The following is a 22,703-nucleotide window of genomic DNA, read 5'->3' as shown; positions in this document are numbered from 1 at the left end:
ATCTCAATTAGGCAGCAAAGATATGTTTTATGTTTTGGGAATTTTCTTTCCCGGTTCAAATAAATTTATATTTTAGTAGAAGGAAACTTACAAGCTTAAAGTCTGAAATAGTGATTTTTACATGAAGTCATTTTAATCTATAAAGCTTAATATGTTTTAATTTCACTCAGAAAAACAATCAAAAAATGACCAAAAAACTCATATTACGAAGTTCTGTGGCCATTGGCATTTGTTTGCTTTTCGGATTTATGGGAGTAATTGCTACCCAAGCAGGATATGAAGCTTGGTACCCCGAACTCAACAAACCCTGGTTTAATCCGCCCGACTTTCTTTTTGGACCTGTATGGTTTTTAATGTATCTATTAATGGGGGTAGCCGCGGGAATAGTTTGGAATAAGGGCTTTTATCATAAATGGGTGAAAACCGCTTTGTACCATCTTGGATTCTTGTTACTATTAAACGGTTCCTGGTCTTTGCTTTTCTTCGGACTCCAAAAACCATTTCTAGCATTTTTGAATATTATCGCCTTATTTATACTTATTATTTTCACCATTAAGTGGTTTAAAATAGTAAACAAAGTGGCGGCCTATTTATTGATTCCCTATGCGATTTGGGTACTTCTTGTAGTGGCTCTTAATTTCGAGATTTGGCAATTTAACTAATCTTTACTCATTGCTTTTGCAGCGAGAGAACCACCTGTCCAGGCATTCTGAAAGTTAAATCCGCCAGTTATGGCGTCAATATTTAAAATTTCCCCCGCGAGAAATAGGTTTTTATGAAGTTTGCTTTCAAAAGTTTTAAAATTTACTTCTTTGAGATCTACGCCGCCGGCCGTGACAAATTCTTCTTTAAAAGTGCTTTTCCCGTTTACTTTGAAAACTGCTTCGGTAAGCTGACTGCTTAAATCTTGTAGCTGATTTTTATTTAAATCGGCCCAGGTAGTGCCGTCCGAAATACCCGCAGCCACTATAAGATTTCTCCACAATCTTTTAGGCAAATCGAATTGTGCATTTTTTAATACCTGCTGTTTCGCAAGCTTTGTTTTTAAATCTTTTAATTGATTTAAAATTTCTTCAAAATTAACTCCCGGCAACCAGTTTACTTTTATTTCAAATTGATAATTCAGCTTCTCCAAATCCCTAGCGCCCCAGGCCGAAAGTTTTAAAATCCCCGGGCCGCTCATTCCCCAGTGGGTAATTAACAACGGGCCTTTACTTTCTAAATTTATTTTTTTGGAGTTTATTTTTACTTCGGCTTCTGTTGCAATTCCGGGCAGGTCTTTAATTCTTTCGTCTTTTATGTTAAAGGTAAAAAGGGATGGCACCGGCTCAATAATATTGTGCCCGAGTTTTTTCAGCATATTCCAGATTTTCGGATTGCTGCCGGTAGCAAGCATAATTTTTCCTGTCGAAAAATCTCCTTTACTGGTTTTTAATATCCAAACTTCTTCTTCCTGCTGAAAATCCTGAACAGAATGATTTTTTAAAACCTGAATCTTCAATCTTTCAGTTTCCCGTAAAAAACAATCGATAATACTTTGAGAATCATCTGAAACGGGAAAAATGCGGCCATCATCTTCGATCTTTAATACTATGCCCTTTTCTTCGAACCATTGCATGGTATCGCCGGTCATAAAACTGTGAAAAGGCCCCAGTAATTCCTTTTCACCTCGAGGATAATTGGTGCTGAGTTCCTTTGGAAGAAATTCGGCGTGGGTTACATTACACCTTCCGCCACCCGAAACTTTGACTTTGGTAAGCACTTCTTTCCCTCGTTCTAAAATGGCAATTTTTAAGTTCGGATTTAATTCTGCAACGTTTATTGCGGTGAAAAATCCAGCGGCACCGCCACCAACTATAATTATATCGAAATGCTGCATTTTTAAGTTTCAGTTTGAGGTTTTAAATTCCAGGTTAGAGTTATTTAAATCTTGACTCTTTTTTCTTACTTCCTTTCAAAAAGTCTATCGGGGAAATCTGAGATAATTCCGTCAACGCCAAATTCCCGCATTCGCTCAATATCTTGCGGCTCATTTACCGTCCAGACATTCACTTTAAATCCAGCCTGTTGAGATGCCGTTACATTATCTCTTGTAATAATTCCCAGAGAAGGATGAATAGCCGATGCTTCTAGTAGTTTTCCCAGTTCTATAGCTTCAGAAACACTTGCTTTGCTTAGAATTCCTAATGGAACATTTTCATCGAGTTTTCGCATTTGAAACAACTCATTTTTCTGAAAACTGGAAACGATAAAATCTTCATACTTCCAATTCTTTTTAGCAATATATTTCTTGATGATTTCTGAAGTAGCGGTAGCTGTATTCAGACCTTTCAATTCGATATTTATGGCGCATTTACCCTGAATAAGTTCTAAAATTTCGATAAGCAAAGGAATTTCAAATTGATCTTCAACTTTTAGATCTTTTAATTCCGCTAAAGTTTTTTTTGCAATTTCACCGCTTCCGTTCGTGGTTCGGTCTAAAGTGAAATCGTGAATTACCACCAACTCTCCGGTTTTGCACCTATGTACATCTATCTCTATGGCATCAACGCCAAATTCCAGCGCTCTTTTGATACTCTCGAGTGTATTTTCGGCTAAATGCCCTTTGGCGCCACGGTGGCCAATTTTTAGAATTTTGTTCATGACGCAAATATATTCAATCTGGGGTAGTGAGTAAAACTCTTATTAAGAAAGACTTATCAGGATTTAACATTTACTTGTGGACGATTGTTTTTAATTTTATAAAACTATCTAATCAATAATTTTAGCTATGGAAAAATGGTTTGAAGCTTCCTGGACATCTATAATCGCAATTTTAATAACAGCTGCAGGAATTTATCTGGCTATTATAATTTTTACCAGAATTGCGGGAAAACGCAGTTTCTCTAAAATGTCGAGTTTTGATTTTGCGATGACGGTAGCCATAGGTTCTATTATTGCGAGCACAGTACTTTCAGCCTCCGTAAGTTTAATACAGGGAATTGTAGGCCTTGCAGCAGTGTATATTTTGCAAATTTCAGCGGCTTATTCCAGAAGATACATATGGTTTCAAAAAGCGATAGATAATTCGCCTCTAATGCTAATGGATGGGAAAAATATTCTTCATGAAAATTTAAAAAAAGCCAGGGTTACCGAGGGAGATCTTCGCTCGAAATTAAGAGAATCGAATGTATTGGATCTTTCGCAGGTTAGAGCGGTAATTTTTGAAACAACCGGAGATATTTCTGTTTTACATACATCTGATAAAAATCAGGAAGTAGAAGCTTGGCTTACCAAAGATGTACAAGATAAATAGATCAAGATGCTATAGTGGACTGATATTAGGGGACTGGCTGCAGGAATCTGTACAACCTTGGAGGTTATTCCTCAGATTAAAAAAGCCTGGAAAACCAAGAAAATAGAAGATGTGTCTCCGGAAATGTTTAGCATTTTAATTCTGGGCGTTTTTCTATGGAATTACCTAAAATCATCTTCCTATTATTGCTACAAATGGAGTTTCTCGCTGGTTAAATGGAGTTATGTTGTATTTAATGCTTCGATACCGTAAAAAGGAATAAATCAAGACCTGTTAATCTTATTAAATTTTGAACTAATTTATTCTTAAACAATATTGAAAGAAAATACAAACTTGATAGTTTTACCAAAATAACCACAATGTTATGATTTCTTCAAAGGAAAAACCAAAAGCAAAGCAGTCACAAACTACTGCAGACAAGACTATAGAGCTTGCATTTAAAGATTTTGTGCTAACTAAAGATCATCCTTGTATTATGGCCCAAACGGTTTTTGGACAAAACCATTTAGATCTTCATACCTACGATGAATTTCCCAGCCGAAAAACAGCAAAACTCATCTATAAAGATTTACAAAAGTATATTGAAAACTACGATTTTGAATCTAAAGAATTCTATACGTTTATGGCGGTTTTTAAAGATCAGGATTCATTTTCTGAAAATCAATTTGAAACAGCGCTCTGGAAACAACTTGAGTTTTTACATGATTTAGATAATGAAAACTGGGATCCTGAAGTTAGCGATAACCCCGAAGATAAAAATTTCAGTTTTAGCATTGCCGGAAAAGCTTTTTATATAGTTGGCATGCATCCAAACAGCAGCCGTAAAGCAAGACGGAGCCCTTACCCGGCGATTGCCTTTAATTTACACTGGCAATTTGAAAAATTAAGAGAAATGGGCGCATTTAATACCGTTCGTGATAAGATTAGAGAACGCGATAGCGAGTTACAGGGTAACATAAACCCTATGTTGGAAGATTTTGGAGAAAAAAGCGAAGCCAGGCAATATAGTGGCCGTAAAGTTGGAGAGGAATGGAAATGTCCTTTTCTTCACGGAAAATAATAACTATGTACCAGCCTAAGAAATACAAAAAGGATGATCCTGAATTTATTTTTAAATTTATACAGCATCATCCCTTTGCAACTTTTATAATTAACGGCGACCGGCTTTTAGCTACCCATATCCCTGTTCTCACTCACGGTACGGCAAAAGACTTTATTTTATTTGCTCATATAGCAAACCACAACGAACAGTTTAAATACCTGGAAGATGGTAAAGAAGCACTGCTGATTTTTCAGGGAGCGCACGGCTACGTTTCTTCTTCCTGGTACAAAGAAAAAGATATTAGCACCTGGGATTATTCTGCAGTGCATGTAAACGTAAAACTTAAGATCCAGTCCAGGGAAGAGCTTGAAGATTCGTTACAGAAACTTGTAGCCACTTTTGAAAAGCCACAGGAAAAACCCTTGTATTATAATGATATTCCAAAGAAAATGCTGGAAGATCATTTACCATTAATTTCCGGGTTTTGGTGTGAAGTGGAAAAGATTCAGGGAATAGCGAAACTGCATCAGGGTTATAATAAAGAAGATATCGAATCGGTCACCTCACATTTAGAACAGCAACAAAATAATTCCGCTTTAAGCGAAAACATTAAAAAAGAGCATAAATGCATATAATTAAAAAGCAATCTGGAGCCGCCTTTAAACTGAAAAAAGGGCAGAAACTGAAAGTAATAGATCCCGAAGGCGAGCAGGTTAGCGATATGGTTTTATTTAATGCAAAAGACCGTAGGGAAAAATTATCATCAGGGAAAACAATGGATTTTGAAGAATCTATTTTGATAACTGCCGGTAACTTCCTTTGGAGCAACCGGAGCAATAAAATGATAGAAATCCTGGAAGATACCAACGGAAGAAATGACTTTTTACTGGCACCCTGCAGCCCTGAAACTTTTGAGGTGATGTATGATTATAAGGGTTACCATCCCAGCTGTTTTGAAAATCTTTATACCAACCTGGAAAAATTTGAAATTGAGCCAGACGATATTCCCACGGCATTCAACATATTTATGAATGTTCAATTTGATAAAAATGGAAAAATAAATGTAGACCCGCCTTTAAGTAAAGCGGGTGACTATATCTTGTTTGAGGCCAAAATGGACCTGATTGTTGGCTTAACCGCTTGTTCTGCCGAAGACAGCAATAACGGAAGTTTTAAACCTATACATTATGAGATATTAGGTTAATTTTTTAAAACACTTTTTAAAAACAAAAAGCGGCCAAAAAATCTAGATTTCTGGCCGCTATTAATTTACTTAAAGGTGGTTTTAAGACACCGCTTTTAGTTTACTTATCGTTGATTTATCAAGTTTCTCTTCTGCATAAGCGCGAGAAACCTTTAGTTTGCTTTTACCACTTTCGGGCATTTCAAACATTGCATCGGTTAGGATTGCTTCGCATAAAGATCTTAATCCTCTTGCTCCTAATCGGTATTCCACAGCTTTTTCAACTATATAATCCAACGCATCATCGGTCATTTCGAACTCGATGTCGTCCATTTCAAACAATTTCTGATATTGTTTTACAATGGCATTTTTTGGCTCTGTCAAAATAGAACGAAGTGTGCTTTCATCTAGCGGATTCATATAAGTAAGCGCCGGTAATCTTCCTATGATTTCAGGAATAAGCCCGAAATCTTTTAAATCCTTCGGAATAATATATTTAAGAAGATTAGTTCTTTCTATTTTATCATCGCTTTTAGAAGCACTGAAACCAACTGCCTGCATATTTAAACGCTTGCTGATGTTACGCTCAATACCATCAAAGGCTCCTCCTGCAATGAAAAGGATGTTTTCAGTATCAACCTCAACAAATTTCTGATCGGGGTGCTTACGGCCTCCTTTTGGCGGCACGTTAACCGTGGTTCCTTCCAGTAGTTTCAACAATGCCTGTTGAACACCTTCTCCTGAAACATCCCTGGTAATTGAAGGGTTATCGCTTTTACGGGCAATTTTATCTATTTCATCAATAAATACAATTCCACGTTGCGCTTTTTCAACATTATAATCGGCTGCCTGAAGCAATCTCGTTAAAATACCCTCAACATCTTCACCTACATAACCAGCCTCGGTAAGTACCGTAGCATCTACAATAGCCAAAGGAACATTAAGCATCTTGGCAATGGTTTTAGCGATAAGGGTCTTACCCGTACCGGTTTCCCCAACCATAATGATATTAGATTTTTGAATTTCTACATCATCGTCGCTTGCCGGCTGCAATAACCTTTTATAGTGGTTATAAACGGCTACAGACATCACTTTTTTGGTCGCTTCCTGCCCAATCACATATTGGTCTAAAAACTCTTTTATCACTTTTGGTTTGCTCAGCATGAGATCTGAAGACAATTCCTTGGCTTCTCCCTGTTTAAGCTCTTCCATAACAATGCCGTGCGCCTGCTCTATACACTTATCACATATATGCGCGTCCAGCCCAGCTATAAGTAAGTTGGTTTCGGGTTTTTTCCTACCACAAAACGAACATTCTAATTCTTCTTTCGCCATTTCATCAAATTTCAATTTGCAGTCTATAAAATAATAAACTGAAAATTAATTCCTATCCTTCTCTCGTTAAAATCTCATCGATCATTCCGTATTCCTTGGCTTTCTCGGCCTTCATCCAGTAGTCACGATCACTATCTTCTTCAATTTTTTCGTAAGATTGGCCTGAATGTTTTGCGATAATATCATAAAGTTCCTTTTTAAGGGTTAAGATTTCTCTCGCTGTAATTTCTATATCGCTGGCCTGACCTTGCGCACCTCCTAAAGGCTGGTGAATCATCACTCTTGAATGCGGTAAACCGCTTCTTTTTCCTTTTTCACCTGCACAAAGCAATACTGCCCCCATAGAGGCTGCCATTCCCGTACAAATTGTAGCTACATCTGGTTTTATGAACTGCATCGTATCATAAATTCCCAAACCCGCATAAACGCTTCCTCCCGGAGAGTTTATATAGATCTGGATATCTTTAGAAGCATCTGTACTTTCCAAAAACAGCATTTGCGCCTGGATAATATTAGCAACCTGATCGTTAATTGCCGTACCCATAAAGATAATTCTATCCATCATTAATCTGGAAAAAACATCCATAGCAACGGCATTCATTTGTCGCTCCTCAATAATATTTGGCGTCATTCCTGTAGGAGTAACGCTGCTCACTATCTTTTGGTAATAATTACTATTTATACCGTGATGCTTAGTGGCGTATTTTTCAAATTCTTTTCCGTAATCCATCAATTTTTCTGTTTTTTAGCTTTTTCTCTTAGCTGCCTTTTAAGTGAAAAGGCGTTAATCCAAAAAATGGTTTAACGCCTTAAATATAAGTATAAATTTATAGAAAAAGCTTACTCGTAAATCTCTTTCACAAATTCATCGTAAGTCACTTCTTTTTCTTCAAAAGACATTTTCTCTTTGTAGAAATCAAGCAATTTTTCGTTCATTAATTGCTCTGAAAGTCTTTTTACTTCGTCCTGATTAGAAAGGATTCTTGCCGCAATATCGTCAAGTTCTTTATCTTCAGGATTCATTTGGCCAAACTGCGCCATTTGTTCTTTGATCTTTTCTTTAGCAAATGCTTTAAGATCTTCAAATTCTACAGTTAGCTTATTTTCGTTTACTATTTTACCTTCAATTAACTGGTAACGCAAACCTTCTTCACTCTTTTCGTATTCCTCTCTGGCTTCATCCTCTGTCATTGGTTTTTCACCAACAGTCTGAATCCATTTTTGAAGAAATTCCTTTGGAAGTTCAAAGTTTGTTTGGTCAATAAGTTGCTTGGTCACATCGTTCATTAACTGCTGATCGCTCTGCTGCTTGAACTGCTTTGCTGCATCTTCCTTGATCTTCTCTTTAAGCTCGTCTTCACTCGTTACTTTTCCTTCACCAAAAAGCTTATCAAACAATTCCTGGTTAAGCTCAGCAAGTTCTCTATGGTTGACTTCCTTTACAGTAAATTCAACTTCAATATCAAGATCGTGTGCTTTATCGTGCTCAATTCCTAAATGCTGAATAAGATCGTGATCGTCTTCAAAAAGATTTTTGGTCTTTAAAGTTATAACATCGCCAACTTTAGCACCAACAAACTTACCAAGATTTCTTTTTCCCTTGATCTTTTCTAATTCAATTGAAGTTTCTTTCTCGATTCCTTCCTCTTCATTTTTGAAAGTTCCGGCAACGATATCTCCTTCTTCAGCTTCATCTTTAGAAGTTATTTTTCCATACTGTTTGCGCATAGATTCAATTTGGTTGTTCACCATTTTCTCGTCTGCAACAATACTATAATGGATTACGGGCTTATCAAGGTCAAGTTTCACATCAAATTCCGGAGCCAAACCAAGTTCGAACTCGAACGTATATTCTTCTTTATTCCAATCGAAGTTTTCCTGTTCTTTTGGAATAGGATTTCCAAGTACATCCAGTTTTTCTTCGGTAAGATATTTATTTAGTGATTCCTGTAAAAGTTTATTTACCTCATCTACCAATACAGCCTGACCGTATTGCTTTTTCACCATTCCCATAGGCACGTGTCCTTTTCTAAAGCCGGGAATATTGGCGTTTTTACGGTAATCTTTTAAAATTTTATCAACTTTACCGGCATAGTCGTCTTTGGCGATATCTACTTTTACCACCGCATTCAATTCATCAATATTCTCTCTGGTAATATTCATCTTGACTTGTTATAAAAATTGGAGTGCAAAATTACACTTTTTTCCCAAGCCAACAAAGTTTCAAATTATTGAATTTCAGCATACTTCTAATCTTTTCCCAATAATGAAAATAAGAGCGATTGAAATAAAGATAAAAGCAGACTAAAAAGAAGGGCGATAAAAAAGCCACTAACTCCAAATCCTGTAACAAAAGCATCAGCCAGCAAAATAATTATGGCGTTAATTACCAATAAAAACAAGCCCAGGGTAATAATAGTAACCGGCAGGGTGAAAATCACTAAAATAGGTTTTACCAGTAAATTTAAAATAGCCAGAACAACGGCCACAATTATTGCAGTTAAATAGCCATCTACCTCAACACCCGGTAGAAATTTAGCAAGGATAACTACCGCTAATGCGGTAAGTAATATTCTTAATATAAAATTCATAATATTTAGATTAGTTGGTTTCTGAAAAATACAAAAAAACGCCGGAAAAAATCCGGCGTTTAATTTTTACAATAAAGTAATTGTTCTTATTGAACGTCATTGCTTAAAGTAACCGTGCTATAAGTTCCCACATTTACCTTTGGCACTTCTGCGTTATAAGTAGCATTTATCTCCTCGATCATACGATTGGCAACTATGGCATAACCACGAGGAGTAAGATGAATTCCATCTAATGAAAAAGCACCACCAGTTGCGAATTGCGCAGTTACAGTTCCTCCATCATATGCAATTCCACCTTCTGCTAACTGGCGTAACATTGCATTTGCATCTACAAGTGCAAGGTCATTAACCTGAGCCAAACCTGAAATAACCTGATTATATTTTTCGGTAGCAGTTCTAACCATTTCCTGTTCTGCATTGGTTAAAACGTGTTGATCTCCTAACGGAACTGAAACTCCATTAATCATATTTGGATTACCACCTACCGTAGTCCCCAGAAAACCGGCACTGGTTAGTGGAATTAAATCTGTTGGAGTAGCCTGTCTAAGCTGACTTAATAAGCCGGCTGTTTGAGGATCAAGATTGAAAGGTGGTCCCTGAACTGCCTGATTAATATTAGTAAGCGATTCGTCTTGTAAGGTCACGTAGTTTTGCCCTTCAGCAAAATTAATTTGTCTGGCCTGAGCTTCTTCCGCAGTTATAAACCCAGCCTGAACTAAGCCTGGAAGAACCTGGGTGTTATAAGCTGAAAACTGCTGATTAAGTACTCCGGCAGTTTGCGCATCTAAAGGAATTGCATTAGTAGGCACAGTTGTAAAAAACGGTACCGAAGCAACATCTGGAATATTTATAAGAACTCCTCCTGTTGCATTAGCAACTAAAGCCTGGACCATTTCACTGTAAATACTACCAAATACATTAGGATCTGTAATATCATTCGGACCATAAGTTGAAGGATCTAAATTATTCAATTGAAATTCCCCAGTCCCTCCAGAAGTCGCATAACCAAGCACATCGTTATTTCCTATCCATAAGGAGAAAAAAGTTGGATTTTGAGCAAGAGCATCTTCCATTACCGTAGCATTTGGTGATGATGCAAAACGAACGAAATAAGGGTTTGCACTTTGTGTAGCTAAATTTTGAACATTTCCATAACCAGAAAATCCAAGGTGGTAAGATTTAGCTCCTGGAACTCCCATATTATTAAAAGGTCCCTGTAGAACATTACCTACTTCAGTAGTGGCTTGCATCCCGGTATAAACCTGCGGAGATGGATCACTACCGCCTTCACCAGCCGCTAATACAAGTCGATTATTAGTAATTTGGTTTCCGCCTAGCAAAAGTCCGCCGGCATTATCACTCATAAAGGGTATCGTAAATTCCTCGATATCCTGAGTTTTATCAAGCTGCTGAGCAAGGATGTTTGGATAAGAATTTTCCTGCCCGGTAATATAAAGGGCATTATCTGCATATCCCGCGGTAAGTGAATTACCAAGCGCTACGTAGCGTGTAAAATCGGCTTCTCCATTACTATAAGCTCCTGGCTCGTCTACCGGATTGTCAAATTCTGGCTCGCAGGAAACAATTCCCAGCGACAATATTGCTATATATTTAAAATACTGTTTCATCTTCTAAATTTTATAATTTGTAGGTTACACCAAGTCCCGGAATAAAGGCTGAAGTTTTATAAGTTCCTTCAAAAGGAACAGTCTCTCCATTCTCAGTATAGTAATTGTAAGATTCATCTACTTCTTCATACCTGTTGTAAAGGAAAGCTGCATCTATAGAGAATCTATCACTTACGTGTAAAGAAAGTCCGCCTGTAAATCCGTGGGCATCATTCCTTGGAGTTTCAGGAGCAAAGTAACCAGATTGCACCGGAGATTCATCAAAATAATATCCAACTCTTAAGGTAACGGTTTCGTTTGCAAGATACTGTAAACCAAATCTGTAAGTGGAAGAATTTTTGTAGTTTCTTGGGTTTTCAGAATCAGGAATCTGAGCATTTGCGAAATCTAAATCTAAAGACTCATATACATTCCAATACGTCATATTATAATCGAAAGCAAAAAGCCATTTATCCAGAAGTTCATAAGAAAGCCCTACTGAAAGCTCAGCCGGCATTGGTAAAGAAGCATTAAATTGCGTATCCTGGAAGGGTGTTAATGGTGAGTTTGGAATGTTTTCAAAATCGGCATCTCCACCTTCGGCCTCCACTATAATTTCACTTCGGTAATTAATACCAAAACGTAAATCTTCAGTAGCATTATACATTGCACTGGCAGACCATCCAAAAGCGCTAACACTACTGGCATCTACGGTTACATTAGAGCGATTTCCTTCTATATCAGATAAAGTACGGTTTAAGTTACGATTAAAGTTTACCGATCCATTTACATAGATTGGCCCACCACCAACACTTAATTTATCTGAAATTTTCACTGCAGCTAAAGCCTGAATATAAATAGCCTGAAGGTCTATATTGTTAACCAAATGAGACCCAGCCCAGTCTGTTGGCCATTCTACGCTACTCCCATAAGGAGTATAAGCAGCCAAACCTAAAGTTAGCCAATCGTTTACACGATAAGAACCATAGGCGTAAAAAGGAGTTCCTACAGCACTCTCCGTCTCAGAGCTAATCCCGAATTCTGAATTTTGATATTTTACATTGGAAAATACAGCACTAGCACCGGCTGCAACATTTATCTTGTTCTCAAGATAAACAAGCCCTGCCGGGTTAAAAAAAGCAAGTTCGGCATTGTTAACTACTGCAACCCCCGTGTGACCCATAGCGAGCGATCTTTGTCCCTGAAGACTCACCCTATACCCACCTGCATAAGTTACCGCAGCCATTAGACCAAAAAGGCCAAGGAAAAGTAATTTTTTCATAATTGATTTGGATTTATTTGTATTCTAATAATTTGTTGACCTCAAATTTAGCATAAATTACATATTACTCAACAAAATTGCACAATTTATTATGCACACATAATAAATTTAGAAGGATTTTAAAGAAAATCGACCATAGCTTTGTAGAATTCGGTCATTTTCTCAGCGTGAACCCAATGCCCGGCATTTGCAATTTCTTTAAACTGAACTTTAGGAAATTGCTTTTTAATTTCCGGTTTATCTTCTTCTCTTATATAATTTGAGTTTCCACCTTTTATAAAAAGTGTAGGCCCATTAAAAGTTTTATCCTGTGCAAGCGACTTACCAACTTCTTCAATATTATTTTTCAAAGTTTCCAGGTTTACTTTTAGGCAGTATGCACCTTCAGATTTTCGATTTAGATTCTTTAACAGGAAAAGTCTAATCGGTTTTTCTGAGATAAATTCCGAAAGCAAGCTATCGGCTTCCTGCCGCGATTCCAGATTAGCCTCTTCCAAAGCAGTTAAGCCTTTTAGAATTTGCTGATGATGCGGTTCATAATATTTGGGCGCAATATCTACTACGATGAGTTTTTCCACCAAATTAGGATATTCAGTAGCAGCAAGCATAGCTGTTTTTCCACCCATAGAATGCCCCATTAAAATAATATTCGATAACGAATTTTGATCGCAATATTCTTTAATATCTTCGGCCATTAACTCATAGCTATGCTCATCGGTATGCGGACTTTTCCCGTGATTACGTTGATCTATTAAGTGTACCTGAAATTCCTTTTCTTCAGCAAGTTTATTACCAATGGTTTTCCAGTTATCGCTCATTCCTAAAAAGCCGTGAAGGATTAGAAGTGGTTTTCCCTCTCCAATTACTATTGAATTTAATTTCATGCAAAATGTTTTTAGAAAACCACTATTATTTTAGCAGTTCCAGGTATTGTTTAATGGTATTTTCCAGCCCCATATATAAGGCTTCGGCAATTAACGCGTGGCCAATAGAAACTTCATCTAAATAAGGCACATTATTTTTAAAATATTTGATATTATCTAAGGAAAGATCGTGACCAGCATTAATTCCCAGGCCTAATTCATGAGCAATAGTTGCACATCTTTTATAAGGTTCTACCCCGGTTTTGTCGCCTTCAGCATATTTTACCGCAAAAGCTTCGGTATATAATTCTATACGGTCTGTTCCTGTATCTGCAGCTCCTTTGATCATTTTCTCATCGGGATCTACAAAAATAGAAGTTCTAATCCCGTTGTTTTTAAACTCCTGAATTACTTCCTGAAGAAATCCTTTATTTTTAATAGTGTCCCAGCCGGCATTTGAGGTGATTGCATCTTCGGCATCTGGCACCAAAGTAACCTGGGCCGGTTTAGCTTCCATCACAAGATTAATAAATTTCGCCACGGGATTTCCTTCAATATTAAATTCGGTTTTTACAATTGGAGAAAGATCTCTAACATCCTGGTAAGTAATATGGCGCTCGTCTGGTCTTGGGTGAACGGTGACACCCTGACCGCCAAAAGACTCAATTTTTTTAGCGGCTTCTACCACGTTGGGAATATTGCCCCCGCGGGCATTTCTTAAAGTCGCAATTTTATTGATATTTACACTTAATTTCGTCATTTTATAAGCTTTTGTTTAACAAAAATACAAACTTGTAAATGCCCTAATGAATTTTATTTTAATTAATTTGCATAAAAAGGAAGCGACATCATGAACATGGAAGACTTTATAATTAACGATGTCTCTATAAGGCATTTTTCTGATAAAATTGGGGAAGTCCAGGACTTGTTCAATCAGTTAACCTATTCTCATTTACCGGTAGAAAATAATGGTATTTATATGGGTTGTATTTCAGAAAACGATATTCGTTGTTTTGAGACTGAAAAATCGCTTGAAGATTACCAATATGCGCTAGAAGGGTTCTTTGTAAGAAATACCGATTTCTGGCTCGATATTCTAGAACGTTTTGCTCAAAACAACACCAATATCCTTCCTGTTTTAGATGAAGAAAGCACCTATTTGGGGTATGTAGAACTCAACGAAATTATTGCATTATTTAACGAAACGCCTTTTTTAAGTGAAGCCGGAAATATTATTGTGATTCAAAAAGGAATTAAAGATTATTCTTTTAGCGAAATCACCCAAATAACCGAATCTAATAATGCCAATATTTTGGGAATTTTTATTTCGAAAATTGAAAATGATGTTGCCCAGATTACCGTTAAATTGAGTCCTTCGGGGATAAATGAAATAATTCAGTCTTTCCGTAGGTATGGGTATAAGATTATTTCAGAACATCGGGAAGACAATTTCAGCAAAAATCTTAGAGCCCGTTCTAAGTATTTAGATAAATATATGAATATATGAAAGTAGGCATCTACGGTCAGTTTTACCACACCAATGCCGGTGTCTATATAGGACAGCTTCTGGAGTTACTGAAGCGCGAGAATATTAAAGTAGTAATTGAAGAAAATTTCCTTGATCTAATTCATCTAAACAAGACTATAGATGAAAAATATTCCCATTTCAGCACTTTTGAAGAACTGGATAATAGCTTCGACTTGTTTTTTTGTATTGGGGGTGATGGTACTATTCTAAAATCTATTAATTATATCAGGAATTTAGATATTCCAATTGTAGGTATTAATACCGGGAGATTGGGGTTTTTGTCTACAATTCAGAAAGAGGAAATTAAGGAATGCCTACAGAGTATACTGGAAAAGAAATTCAGCATTTCCAGGCGCAGTGTTTTAAATATAAGCACCAATCCCCCCAGCCACGATCCAGTTTTTAGAAATATAGCTTTAAATGAAGTCGCGGTTAGTAGAAAGAACACCACTTCTATGATTACTGTAGATACCTGGCTAAATGATCAATATTTAAATTCTTATTGGGCAGATGGACTTATTGTATCTACACCCACAGGCTCTACAGGTTATTCCCTTAGCTGTGGCGGACCTGTAATTACTCCAGATGCAGGCTCTCTTATTATTACTCCCATCGCACCGCACAATTTAAATGCGCGCCCATTAGTAATTAAAGACGACACAAAAATTACACTTCGGGTTTCGGGACGGGAAGAATCACATTTAGTTTCTATGGATTCCCGAATCGCAACTCTGGAAAATGATACCGAAATCATTATAGAAAAAGCACCCTACGCAATAAATCTTGTTGAACTCAAAGGCGATAGTTTTCTTCACACCCTTAGAAAAAAGTTAATGTGGGGTGAGGATAAGCGCAATTAAGCAATAAATGATTTTAAAAACTGTTTATGAATATGTACAAACTTGCTCAAATTATTGTGGAGCAAACATAATTGTTATATTTGCAAACTTTTGAAAGCCTATGAGGTACCTATTAGTATTTGTTATCATGCTTGTTTTTGCTCCGAAAACACATTCCCAAACATTTGAAGTAGGACCATATATTGGTGGCGCTAACTATATTGGAGATGTAGGCCGAACTAACTTTGTTCTTCCCAGTGGGCTGGTTGGTGGCGCACTTCTTAAATGGAATAGAAGTCCCCGGCACGCCTTTAGATTTTCACTTTTATATGCAGAAATAAGTGCAGATGATGCAAATTCTAACGATCCACGAAGATTAAACAGAGGGTACTCATTTAGTAATACTATTGCAGAAGCTTCTTTGGGTTTAGAGTATAATTTTTGGAGTTTTGATCTTCACGAGGGTCATCCCCAAAGCACACCATATCTATATACAGGGATAACTTATTTTAGAGCAGACCATTTATTGCTTAACGCCGATTTCCCTAATGGCGAACTGGAAAACCAGGGCGCAAACTGGGATTTTGCAATCCCGGTGGTTTTTGGTTACAAAGAGAGTATTACCACCCATATCGTAGGAGCTTTGGAATTAGGCGTGCGCTATACATTTACCGATAATCTGGATGGAAGCTGGCCCGAAGAAATTTTTGGCAACAGAATGCCTAAAAGGGAATTCGGAAATAGGAATACTAATGATTGGTATGTTTTTACAGCAGTAAATTTTACCTTTTCCTGGGGTAGAGAGCCTTGCTACAGTAGATTTTAATATGAATTATAAAGACAACATAGATCTTAAAAAACTGCCCAAACATATTGCCATAATTATGGACGGTAATGGACGTTGGGCCAGGAGAAAAGGCTTTCTAAGAGCTGCGGGACACGAAGAGGGTACCACCGCGGTAAGGGATGTTGTAGAAGCTTCAGCCGAAATTGGTATTGAATACCTAACCCTTTATGCCTTCTCAACAGAAAACTGGAAACGTCCCAAATTAGAGGTAGACACTCTAATGCGGTTATTGGTTTCTTCTTTAAGAAAGGAAATTAAAACCCTTCAGGATAATAATATTAGATTAAATGCCATAGGAAATTTAAACACTCTTCCTAAAAAAGTCTTTAGAGAACTTCACGAAGTTATAGAGAAAACTAAAACCAACAATCGTATGGTGCTTAATCTTGCACTTAGTTACGGTTCGCGGGAAGAGTTAACCTCTGCGATAAAGGAAATTAGCCTGAAAGTTAAAAATAATGAAATAAGCGCCGATGCTATTGATGAATCGGTTATAAATAAGCATCTTTACACCCGAAATTTTCCGGAGGTAGATTTATTAATCAGAACCAGCGGAGAACAACGCATAAGCAACTTCCTTTTATGGCAAATTGCTTATGCCGAATTATATTTTACAAAAATTTTGTGGCCAGATTTTAGAAAAGAAAATCTTTTTGAAGCCATTTACAATTATCAAAATAGAGAACGACGATTTGGAAAAACCAGTGAGCAACTCAGTTAGCGCATTCATGGCGAAGAAAGTATTTACCCTTCTGGCAGTAGCATGCAGTTTAATTTTTAGCATTTCTTCACAAGCTCAGGGCTTACCATTAGCAGATGGCAAAAAGTATATAATTGGAGATATAAAAGTTACGGGGACCGTTAGTTTTAACGAGCAAACCGTGATTGCCTATACCGGACTTAAAAAAGGGGAGGAAATTTATATTCCCGGAGACAAAATTAGTAGCGTGATCAATAAACTATGGGATATTGATCAATTTAGCGATATCAATTTTTACATCACTAATGTTCGCGACGGCAATATAGCCGATCTTGAAATTGAAATTCAGGAAGTTCCAAAACTTAATAAAATTCAGGTTACCGGTCTCAAAAAACGTGAACAAGAAGAAATTATTAAGGAAAATAAGTTGAGAGCAGGTGCTAAAGTTTCTGAAAACCTTATCACTACTACCAAAAATTACATTGAAAGTAAATATCGTAAAGAAGGATATTTTAATGCTAATGCAAAAATAAGCACCAGCGAAGTTACCGATACCACGGCTAACACTAACCTGGTAAATATGCTTATAGATATAGATCAGGGTGACCGTGTAAAAATTGCCGATATAAACTTTAGCGGAAATGAAAAATTCTCTGATGCTAAACTTAAAAGGGCAATGAAAAACACCAAGCAAAAGAATTTTATCCGCTTCTGGAAAAGATCAAAATTTGTTAGGGCAGATTACCGGGAAGACAAAGAAAATATTATAGATAAGTATAAAGAAAGCGGTTATCGAGATGCCAGGATTGTAACAGATTCTCTTGTAGAGGTTGATGATAAAACCATAGCTTTAAACCTTAAAGTAGAAGAAGGAGATCAATATTACATAGGTAACATAGATTATCTTGGAAATTCGGTTTATACAGATGCTCAATTACAACGTGCTTTAGGAATAAATAAAGGCGATGTTTATAATGGAGTTCTTTTGGACGAGCGAATTGCCGATGAAACCAAACCGGACGGGGAAGATCTTTCTAACTTATATAAAAACAATGGTTATTTATTTTCTAACATCAACCTCGTAGAAACTAACGTTTATAATGATACGATAGATTTTGAAATACGAATTGTAGAAGGTAAAGAAGCATATTTCAATAATATTAGCGTAACCGGAAATGATAAGACAAAAGATCACGTAATCTATCGTGAATTAAGAACAAAACCAGGACAAAAATACAGCCAGGAAGATGTTGTAAATACTGTTAGGGAGCTTGGTCAATTAGGTTTCTTTGATGCAGAGCAACTTGAACCAAAATTTGTTGATCCAGATCCACAGGCAGGTACCTTAGATCTTGAATACTCGGTTGTAGAAGCAGGCGCTAGCCAAATAGAACTACAAGGTGGTTACGGTGGTGGTGGCTTCATTGGTACTTTGGGACTTTCTTTCAACAACTTCTCTTTATCGGGAATTTTTGATAAAGAAGCCTATAAACCGGTACCAATGGGAGACGGGCAAACCCTTTCTTTAAGAGCACAAGCCAGTACGTTCTACCAAACTTATAGCCTATCCTTTCAGGAGCCCTGGTTAGGAGGCAAAAAACCGGTAAGCCTTCAAACTTCTTTCTCTTATACAAGGCAGTTTTTATTCGATTATATAAATCGCCAGGCAGATAGAAGCAGGAGTTTTGATATTCTTGGAGTAAATGTAGGTTTAGCAAAACGTTTAACGGTACCCGATCCTTATATGACGGTATCTCACTCTTTAGGTTTTCAACGTTATAACTTAAATAATTACAACACAGGCTTATTTACTTTTGGTGATGGCCACTCTAACAACTTTACCTATACTTTTGGGCTTACCAGAGATAATACATACGTGAACCCAATTTTCCCAATGGGAGGTTCTAAATTTAAACTTACGGCAAAATTCACCCCTCCTTATTCTTTATGGAATGGTGTAGATTATGCCAATCTAGACGAACAAAGAGAGTTTCAACTGGAAGATGACAATGGGAATCTTATAGACCAACAAGGCAATAGAGTAACTCCTGAAAATGCAGTGGGAGACCAACGTCTAATAGATCAGAAAAAATTTAACTGGCTAGAATTCTATAAAGTTAAATTTAGTGGAGAGTGGTTTACCCAAATCTACGACAAACTTGTATTAAGAACCAATGCTGAATATGGTTTCCTTGGAGCTTATAACAGCGACCGTGGCGTTCCTCCTTTCGAAAGATTCTTTCTTGGTGGTGATGGCCTTGGAGCGTTTAGTTTAGATGGGAGAGAAACTGTACAGTTAAGAGGTTACCCAAACCAATCTGTAGTGCCTTTAGACCGCCCAGCGGGAGTTAATGATGATGGTGCGACCATTTACAACAAATATTCTTTAGAACTTAGATATCCTATTACTTTAAAACCTTCTGCATCTATTTATGCACTTACCTTCTTAGAAGCGGGTGCATCTTACGATAATTTCAGGGATTTCAATCCTTTCCAGGTGAATAGATCGGCCGGTGCAGGTTTAAGAATCTTTATGCCAGCCTTTGGTTTACTTGGTATTGACTTCGGTTATGGGTTTGATCCAATTGGTGGACAACCCGGAGCTAATGGATGGGAAACACATTTCATTATCGGACAACAATTTTAATTTGGCACGATATTTTCTATATTCGATTTAGGTATGCTTAAAAGAACATTTTTATTCACACTTTTTATTTTAATTGGATTCGGAGCAAGCGCTCAAAAACCAATCAACATAGGCTTTGTGGATATGGAGTATATCCTTGAAAATGTTCCCGAATATCAGCAAGCTTCAACTCAATTAGACCAGCGAGTTAAAGAATGGCAAAACGAAATTGAGCAGAAGCGGAAAGAAATTAGTGAAATGAAAACCAGCCTGCAAAATGAACGCGCACTGCTTACTCCAGAACTAATTGAAGAACGGGAAGAAGAGATCGCATACCAGCAAGAACAGGCTACAAATTATGAGCAAAAGCGTTTTGGCCCGAAAGGTGATTATATGATTCAGAAGAGGCAATTAATAAAGCCAATCCAGGATCAGGTTTTTACCGCATTACAGGAAATAGGCGAAACCAGGGATTTCGATTTTATTTTTGACAGGAATTCAGAATCAGGTATGCTTTTTGCCAAGAAACGATTTGATCTAAGTGACCAGGTTCTAAGAAGTATTAACAGAGCTTCTAACCGGAAACAGATTGAAACAAAACAGGAAGAAAGAGAACTTGAAAAGGCAGAAGCCCGAACGCTTGAAGAAGATGAAGAATTAAGCGAACGAGAAGAAGCAATTCAGGACCGTAAAAACGAGCGGGAAGCCTTAATAGAAGAACGAAGAAAAAAACAGGACTCTATTAAAGACGCAAGACAAAAAGCTTTTGAAGAACGCCGGGAAAGAATTTTAAAAGAAAGACAAGAAAAAAGAGATTCTATACAAGCGGCTCGAGCAAGAAAAGACACAATAAACTAAATAATTTTAAACCTTAATAATTAAACAATTAATATCAATTAAAATGAAACAATTCAGAACACTTTTTATAGCCCTTGCATTAACCATAGGAGCTACAGCATTTACAAACGCACAGAGTAAAGTTGCACACATTGCAACCCAGGAGCTAGTAGAAACTATGCCTGCTTATAAAGATGCGATGTCTCAACTTGAAAAGTTAGAGAAAACTTATGATGCCGAGATTAAAGATATGCTTACTGAGGCTCAAAACACCATGCAACGTTACCAATCTGAAGCTGAAACAGTAACTGAAGAAGAAAACGCAAAAAGAGCGAGTGAACTTCAGGCAACTGAAAGAAGAATCCAGGAGCATAGCCAGAGAGCGAGACAGGAACTTCAGAAAAAAGAAAACGATCTAATTAGACCAGTAATTGAAAAAGCTCGTGAAGCTATCCAAAAAGTAGCCAGAGAACAAGGATTTGATTATGTACTTGATTCTACTACAGGAACAGGAGTAATTCTTGCCGACGGTAAAGATCTTATGACTGATGTAAAAGCTGAATTGGGAATGTAATATTACCCAATACATAAATAAAGATTAAAAACTGCGCCCTTTCCAGGCGCAGTTTTTATTTTTGTACCAATGAGCAATTCGCAACCCATAGGTATTTTTGATTCTGGTGTAGGTGGAACTTCCATATGGAAGGAGATCCACGGGTTACTTCCCAACGAAAAAACCATCTATCTCGCCGATAGTAAGAATGCTCCATACGGTGAAAAACCCATTGAAGAAATTAAAAGTTTAAGCCGAAAAAACACTGAAAAGTTGCTGGATATGGGCGCGAAAATTATTGTGGTTGCCTGTAATACCGCTACTACAAATGCAATTAAAGACCTTCGAAATGAATATGCTATTCCTTTTATTGGGATTGAACCTGCAATTAAACCCGCAGCTTTAAATACTAAAACCAAGACCATAGGAATTCTCGCTACCCGAGGTACTTTAACCAGTACCCTATTTTCTCAAACTTCAGATTTTTATGCCAGAAACATAAATGTAGTTGAAGTAGAAGGTCGTGGGCTGGTAGAGCTTATTGAAGCCGGGGAGTTAGATTCTCCCCAAATGAGAAGCCTTTTGCTTAAATTACTTGAACCTTTTTTAGTGAATAAAATAGACTACCTGGTTCTAGGTTGCAGTCACTACCCTTACCTCATTCCCATTCTTGAAGAATTATTATCTAAAGATGTGGTGATTATAGATTCTGGAGAAGCGGTTGCGAGACAAACCAAATCTATTTTAAATAAAAATAATTTATTACGGACGGATACAACATATCAAAAACCTATCCCGGAATTTATCAGCAACACTGATCCAAAAGTTCTGGAGAACTTAACTGAAGCTGTTCAAAATGGCTATAAAGTATCTTATTTGGATTTCTAATTAACGGCAGGGCATTTGCAGTTCCAGCGTCCTCTACTCTTCCCAAAATCGTATCCAATAGTGATTTGATGGAAACCATTATTACTCAAAACCACAGAGTTAAACTGGTAACTAAAAGTATAGCCAAACATAAAGTTTTTGTAGTCTAAACCAACAAAAGGAGTAATATACCGCAGCTGCTGACTTTTAATTTCATTCCCATCACTGGTATATTCGGCACCTTCAAAACTGTTTCGGTAAGAAAGCCCGCCCCATAATTGACCAAAATTAACGGTTCGGTAAACTTTCATATTCAAATCAATATTCATCTCATTTGTAGCTTCCCTAAGTTGATATAAAATCGAGGGTTCATAACTCCAATCGCTATTATTAGCAAAAACATATCCGGTAGAGAATAGATATTTACGTTGATTGCTAGGAACAGCTGCCGAATAGAAAAGTTCACGGTTTACAGAAATTAAATTCTTAGCCGCAAGATGAGCATAGAAATCCATATAATAATAAGACAATCCCAGATCCATATTTCCAAAGGTATCAGAAACATTGTTGCCGCTTACAATGTATGCATCCGTCTAAGTGCATCTTTTCAGAAACCTTTCTAGATTATAATTTAGCGGTCTAAATATAATCAAAATGACCCGATCTTCAATTGCCACAGAAATGCGTAAGCTAGTCAATAGCTATTAT

25 protein-coding genes are annotated in these 22,703 nt (G+C 37.0%); 14 read left to right on the top strand and 11 right to left on the bottom strand.

Features of this window, described 5'->3' with window-relative positions:
- Window positions 1-185: 185 nt before the first annotated feature.
- The gene (locus tag LB465_RS16705; RefSeq protein ID WP_224471063.1) at window positions 186-662 is read left to right on the top strand and encodes a TspO/MBR family protein; all 477 of its coding nucleotides are present in this window, start codon (window positions 186-188) and stop codon (window positions 660-662) included.
- Here LB465_RS16705 and LB465_RS16700 read toward each other — a convergent pair.
- Window positions 659-1,879 (bottom strand): BaiN/RdsA family NAD(P)/FAD-dependent oxidoreductase, encoded by a 1,221-nt coding sequence (locus LB465_RS16700; RefSeq protein ID WP_224471062.1) that lies wholly within the window; start codon window positions 1,877-1,879, stop codon window positions 659-661. The genes LB465_RS16705 and LB465_RS16700 overlap by 4 nt on opposite strands.
- A 65-nt stretch (window positions 1,880-1,944) precedes the next feature.
- Entirely contained in the window at window positions 1,945-2,643 is a 699-nt protein-coding gene (locus tag LB465_RS16695) for a glycerophosphodiester phosphodiesterase (protein ID WP_224471061.1), read from the bottom strand.
- A gap of 127 nt (window positions 2,644-2,770) precedes the next feature.
- Between LB465_RS16695 and LB465_RS16690 the strand changes: the two genes are divergently transcribed.
- The 5 genes from LB465_RS16690 (at window position 2,771) to LB465_RS16670 (ending at window position 5,541) form a co-directional block, all read left to right on the top strand.
- Window positions 2,771-3,295, top strand: a complete 525-nt coding sequence (locus LB465_RS16690; RefSeq protein ID WP_224471060.1) for a DUF421 domain-containing protein — start codon at window positions 2,771-2,773, stop codon at window positions 3,293-3,295.
- A 57-nt stretch (window positions 3,296-3,352) separates the two neighbouring features.
- The gene (locus tag LB465_RS16685) at window positions 3,353-3,547 is read left to right on the top strand and encodes a PQ-loop repeat-containing protein (RefSeq protein WP_237690552.1); all 195 of its coding nucleotides are present in this window, start codon (window positions 3,353-3,355) and stop codon (window positions 3,545-3,547) included.
- Window positions 3,548-3,659: 112 nt separating this feature from the next.
- On the top strand, window positions 3,660-4,355 hold the full coding sequence (gene gntA, locus LB465_RS16680) for a guanitoxin biosynthesis heme-dependent pre-guanitoxin N-hydroxylase GntA (protein WP_224471059.1): 696 nt from the start codon (window positions 3,660-3,662) through the stop codon (window positions 4,353-4,355).
- Window positions 4,356-4,360: 5 nt separating this feature from the next.
- Window positions 4,361-4,972 carry an FMN-binding negative transcriptional regulator gene (locus tag LB465_RS16675; protein ID WP_224471058.1) on the top strand — a complete coding sequence of 204 codons (612 nt, stop codon included), beginning with the start codon at window positions 4,361-4,363 and terminating at the stop codon, window positions 4,970-4,972.
- Window positions 4,963-5,541 carry a DUF1989 domain-containing protein gene (locus LB465_RS16670; RefSeq protein WP_224471057.1) on the top strand — a complete coding sequence of 193 codons (579 nt, stop codon included), beginning with the start codon at window positions 4,963-4,965 and terminating at the stop codon, window positions 5,539-5,541. The genes LB465_RS16675 and LB465_RS16670 overlap by 10 nt, the downstream gene beginning before the upstream one ends.
- 81 nt (window positions 5,542-5,622) lie before the next feature.
- Here the strand turns inward: LB465_RS16670 and clpX are convergent, their stop codons facing one another.
- The 8 genes from clpX to LB465_RS16630 all read right to left on the bottom strand — a co-directional run bounded on the left by clpX (window position 5,623) and on the right by LB465_RS16630 (window position 13,958).
- Complete coding sequence (gene clpX / locus LB465_RS16665) at window positions 5,623-6,855, bottom strand: ATP-dependent Clp protease ATP-binding subunit ClpX (RefSeq protein WP_224471056.1); 1,233 nt, start codon at window positions 6,853-6,855, stop codon at window positions 5,623-5,625.
- A 52-nt stretch (window positions 6,856-6,907) separates the two neighbouring features.
- Entirely contained in the window at window positions 6,908-7,585 is a 678-nt protein-coding gene (gene clpP, locus LB465_RS16660; protein WP_075325692.1) for an ATP-dependent Clp endopeptidase proteolytic subunit ClpP, read from the bottom strand.
- A gap of 110 nt (window positions 7,586-7,695) precedes the next feature.
- Entirely contained in the window at window positions 7,696-9,018 is a 1,323-nt protein-coding gene (tig, locus tag LB465_RS16655; protein ID WP_224471055.1) for a trigger factor, read from the bottom strand.
- 86 nt (window positions 9,019-9,104) lie between these two features.
- Complete coding sequence (locus LB465_RS16650; protein ID WP_224471054.1) at window positions 9,105-9,446, bottom strand: phage holin family protein; 342 nt, start codon at window positions 9,444-9,446, stop codon at window positions 9,105-9,107.
- 86 nt (window positions 9,447-9,532) lie between these two features.
- Entirely contained in the window at window positions 9,533-11,074 is a 1,542-nt protein-coding gene (locus tag LB465_RS16645) for an SGNH/GDSL hydrolase family protein (RefSeq protein WP_224471053.1), read from the bottom strand.
- Between the two features lie 10 nt (window positions 11,075-11,084).
- Window positions 11,085-12,335, bottom strand: a complete 1,251-nt coding sequence (locus tag LB465_RS16640; protein ID WP_224471052.1) for an OmpP1/FadL family transporter — start codon at window positions 12,333-12,335, stop codon at window positions 11,085-11,087.
- Window positions 12,336-12,454: 119 nt separating this feature from the next.
- A complete protein-coding gene (locus LB465_RS16635; RefSeq protein ID WP_224471051.1) occupies window positions 12,455-13,219 on the bottom strand; it encodes an alpha/beta fold hydrolase in 765 nt (254 codons plus the stop codon).
- A 25-nt stretch (window positions 13,220-13,244) separates the two neighbouring features.
- Window positions 13,245-13,958, bottom strand: a complete 714-nt coding sequence (locus tag LB465_RS16630; protein WP_224471050.1) for a pyridoxine 5'-phosphate synthase — start codon at window positions 13,956-13,958, stop codon at window positions 13,245-13,247.
- Between the two features lie 90 nt (window positions 13,959-14,048).
- Here LB465_RS16630 and LB465_RS16625 point away from each other — a divergent pair, with 90 nt between their 5' ends.
- The 8 genes from LB465_RS16625 to murI all read left to right on the top strand — a co-directional run bounded on the left by LB465_RS16625 (window position 14,049) and on the right by murI (window position 22,016).
- Window positions 14,049-14,705 carry a CBS domain-containing protein gene (locus LB465_RS16625; RefSeq protein ID WP_224471049.1) on the top strand — a complete coding sequence of 219 codons (657 nt, stop codon included), beginning with the start codon at window positions 14,049-14,051 and terminating at the stop codon, window positions 14,703-14,705.
- The gene (locus LB465_RS16620) at window positions 14,702-15,586 is read left to right on the top strand and encodes an NAD kinase (RefSeq protein ID WP_224471048.1); all 885 of its coding nucleotides are present in this window, start codon (window positions 14,702-14,704) and stop codon (window positions 15,584-15,586) included. Before LB465_RS16625 ends, LB465_RS16620 begins: the two co-directional genes overlap by 4 nt.
- Window positions 15,587-15,686: 100 nt before the next feature.
- Entirely contained in the window at window positions 15,687-16,391 is a 705-nt protein-coding gene (gene porG / locus LB465_RS16615; protein ID WP_224471047.1) for a type IX secretion system protein PorG, read from the top strand.
- A gap of 1 nt (window position 16,392) precedes the next feature.
- Complete coding sequence (locus LB465_RS16610; RefSeq protein WP_224471046.1) at window positions 16,393-17,133, top strand: isoprenyl transferase; 741 nt, start codon at window positions 16,393-16,395, stop codon at window positions 17,131-17,133.
- A gap of 7 nt (window positions 17,134-17,140) precedes the next feature.
- A complete protein-coding gene (gene bamA, locus LB465_RS16605; protein WP_224471045.1) occupies window positions 17,141-19,759 on the top strand; it encodes an outer membrane protein assembly factor BamA in 2,619 nt (872 codons plus the stop codon).
- 33 nt (window positions 19,760-19,792) lie between these two features.
- Entirely contained in the window at window positions 19,793-20,596 is an 804-nt protein-coding gene (locus LB465_RS16600) for an OmpH family outer membrane protein (protein ID WP_224471044.1), read from the top strand.
- Window positions 20,597-20,639: 43 nt separating this feature from the next.
- Window positions 20,640-21,149 (top strand): OmpH family outer membrane protein, encoded by a 510-nt coding sequence (locus LB465_RS16595; RefSeq protein WP_075325679.1) that lies wholly within the window; start codon window positions 20,640-20,642, stop codon window positions 21,147-21,149.
- Window positions 21,150-21,218: 69 nt separating this feature from the next.
- The gene (murI, locus tag LB465_RS16590) at window positions 21,219-22,016 is read left to right on the top strand and encodes a glutamate racemase (RefSeq protein WP_224471043.1); all 798 of its coding nucleotides are present in this window, start codon (window positions 21,219-21,221) and stop codon (window positions 22,014-22,016) included.
- On the opposite strand, the gene LB465_RS16585 is transcribed toward murI, so the two are convergent.
- Window positions 22,013-22,576: a PorP/SprF family type IX secretion system membrane protein gene (locus tag LB465_RS16585; RefSeq protein WP_224471072.1), complete on the bottom strand. Its 564-nt coding sequence runs from the start codon at window positions 22,574-22,576 to the stop codon at window positions 22,013-22,015. The genes murI and LB465_RS16585 overlap by 4 nt on opposite strands.
- Window positions 22,577-22,703 lie beyond the last annotated feature (127 nt).

The sequence above is a fragment of the Salegentibacter lacus genome (assembly GCF_020164555.1).
GTDB lineage: Bacteria > Bacteroidota > Bacteroidia > Flavobacteriales > Flavobacteriaceae > Salegentibacter > Salegentibacter lacus.
The sequence above is the reverse complement of the archived record's forward strand: the minus strand, read 5'-3'. Positions and strand labels throughout refer to the sequence as shown.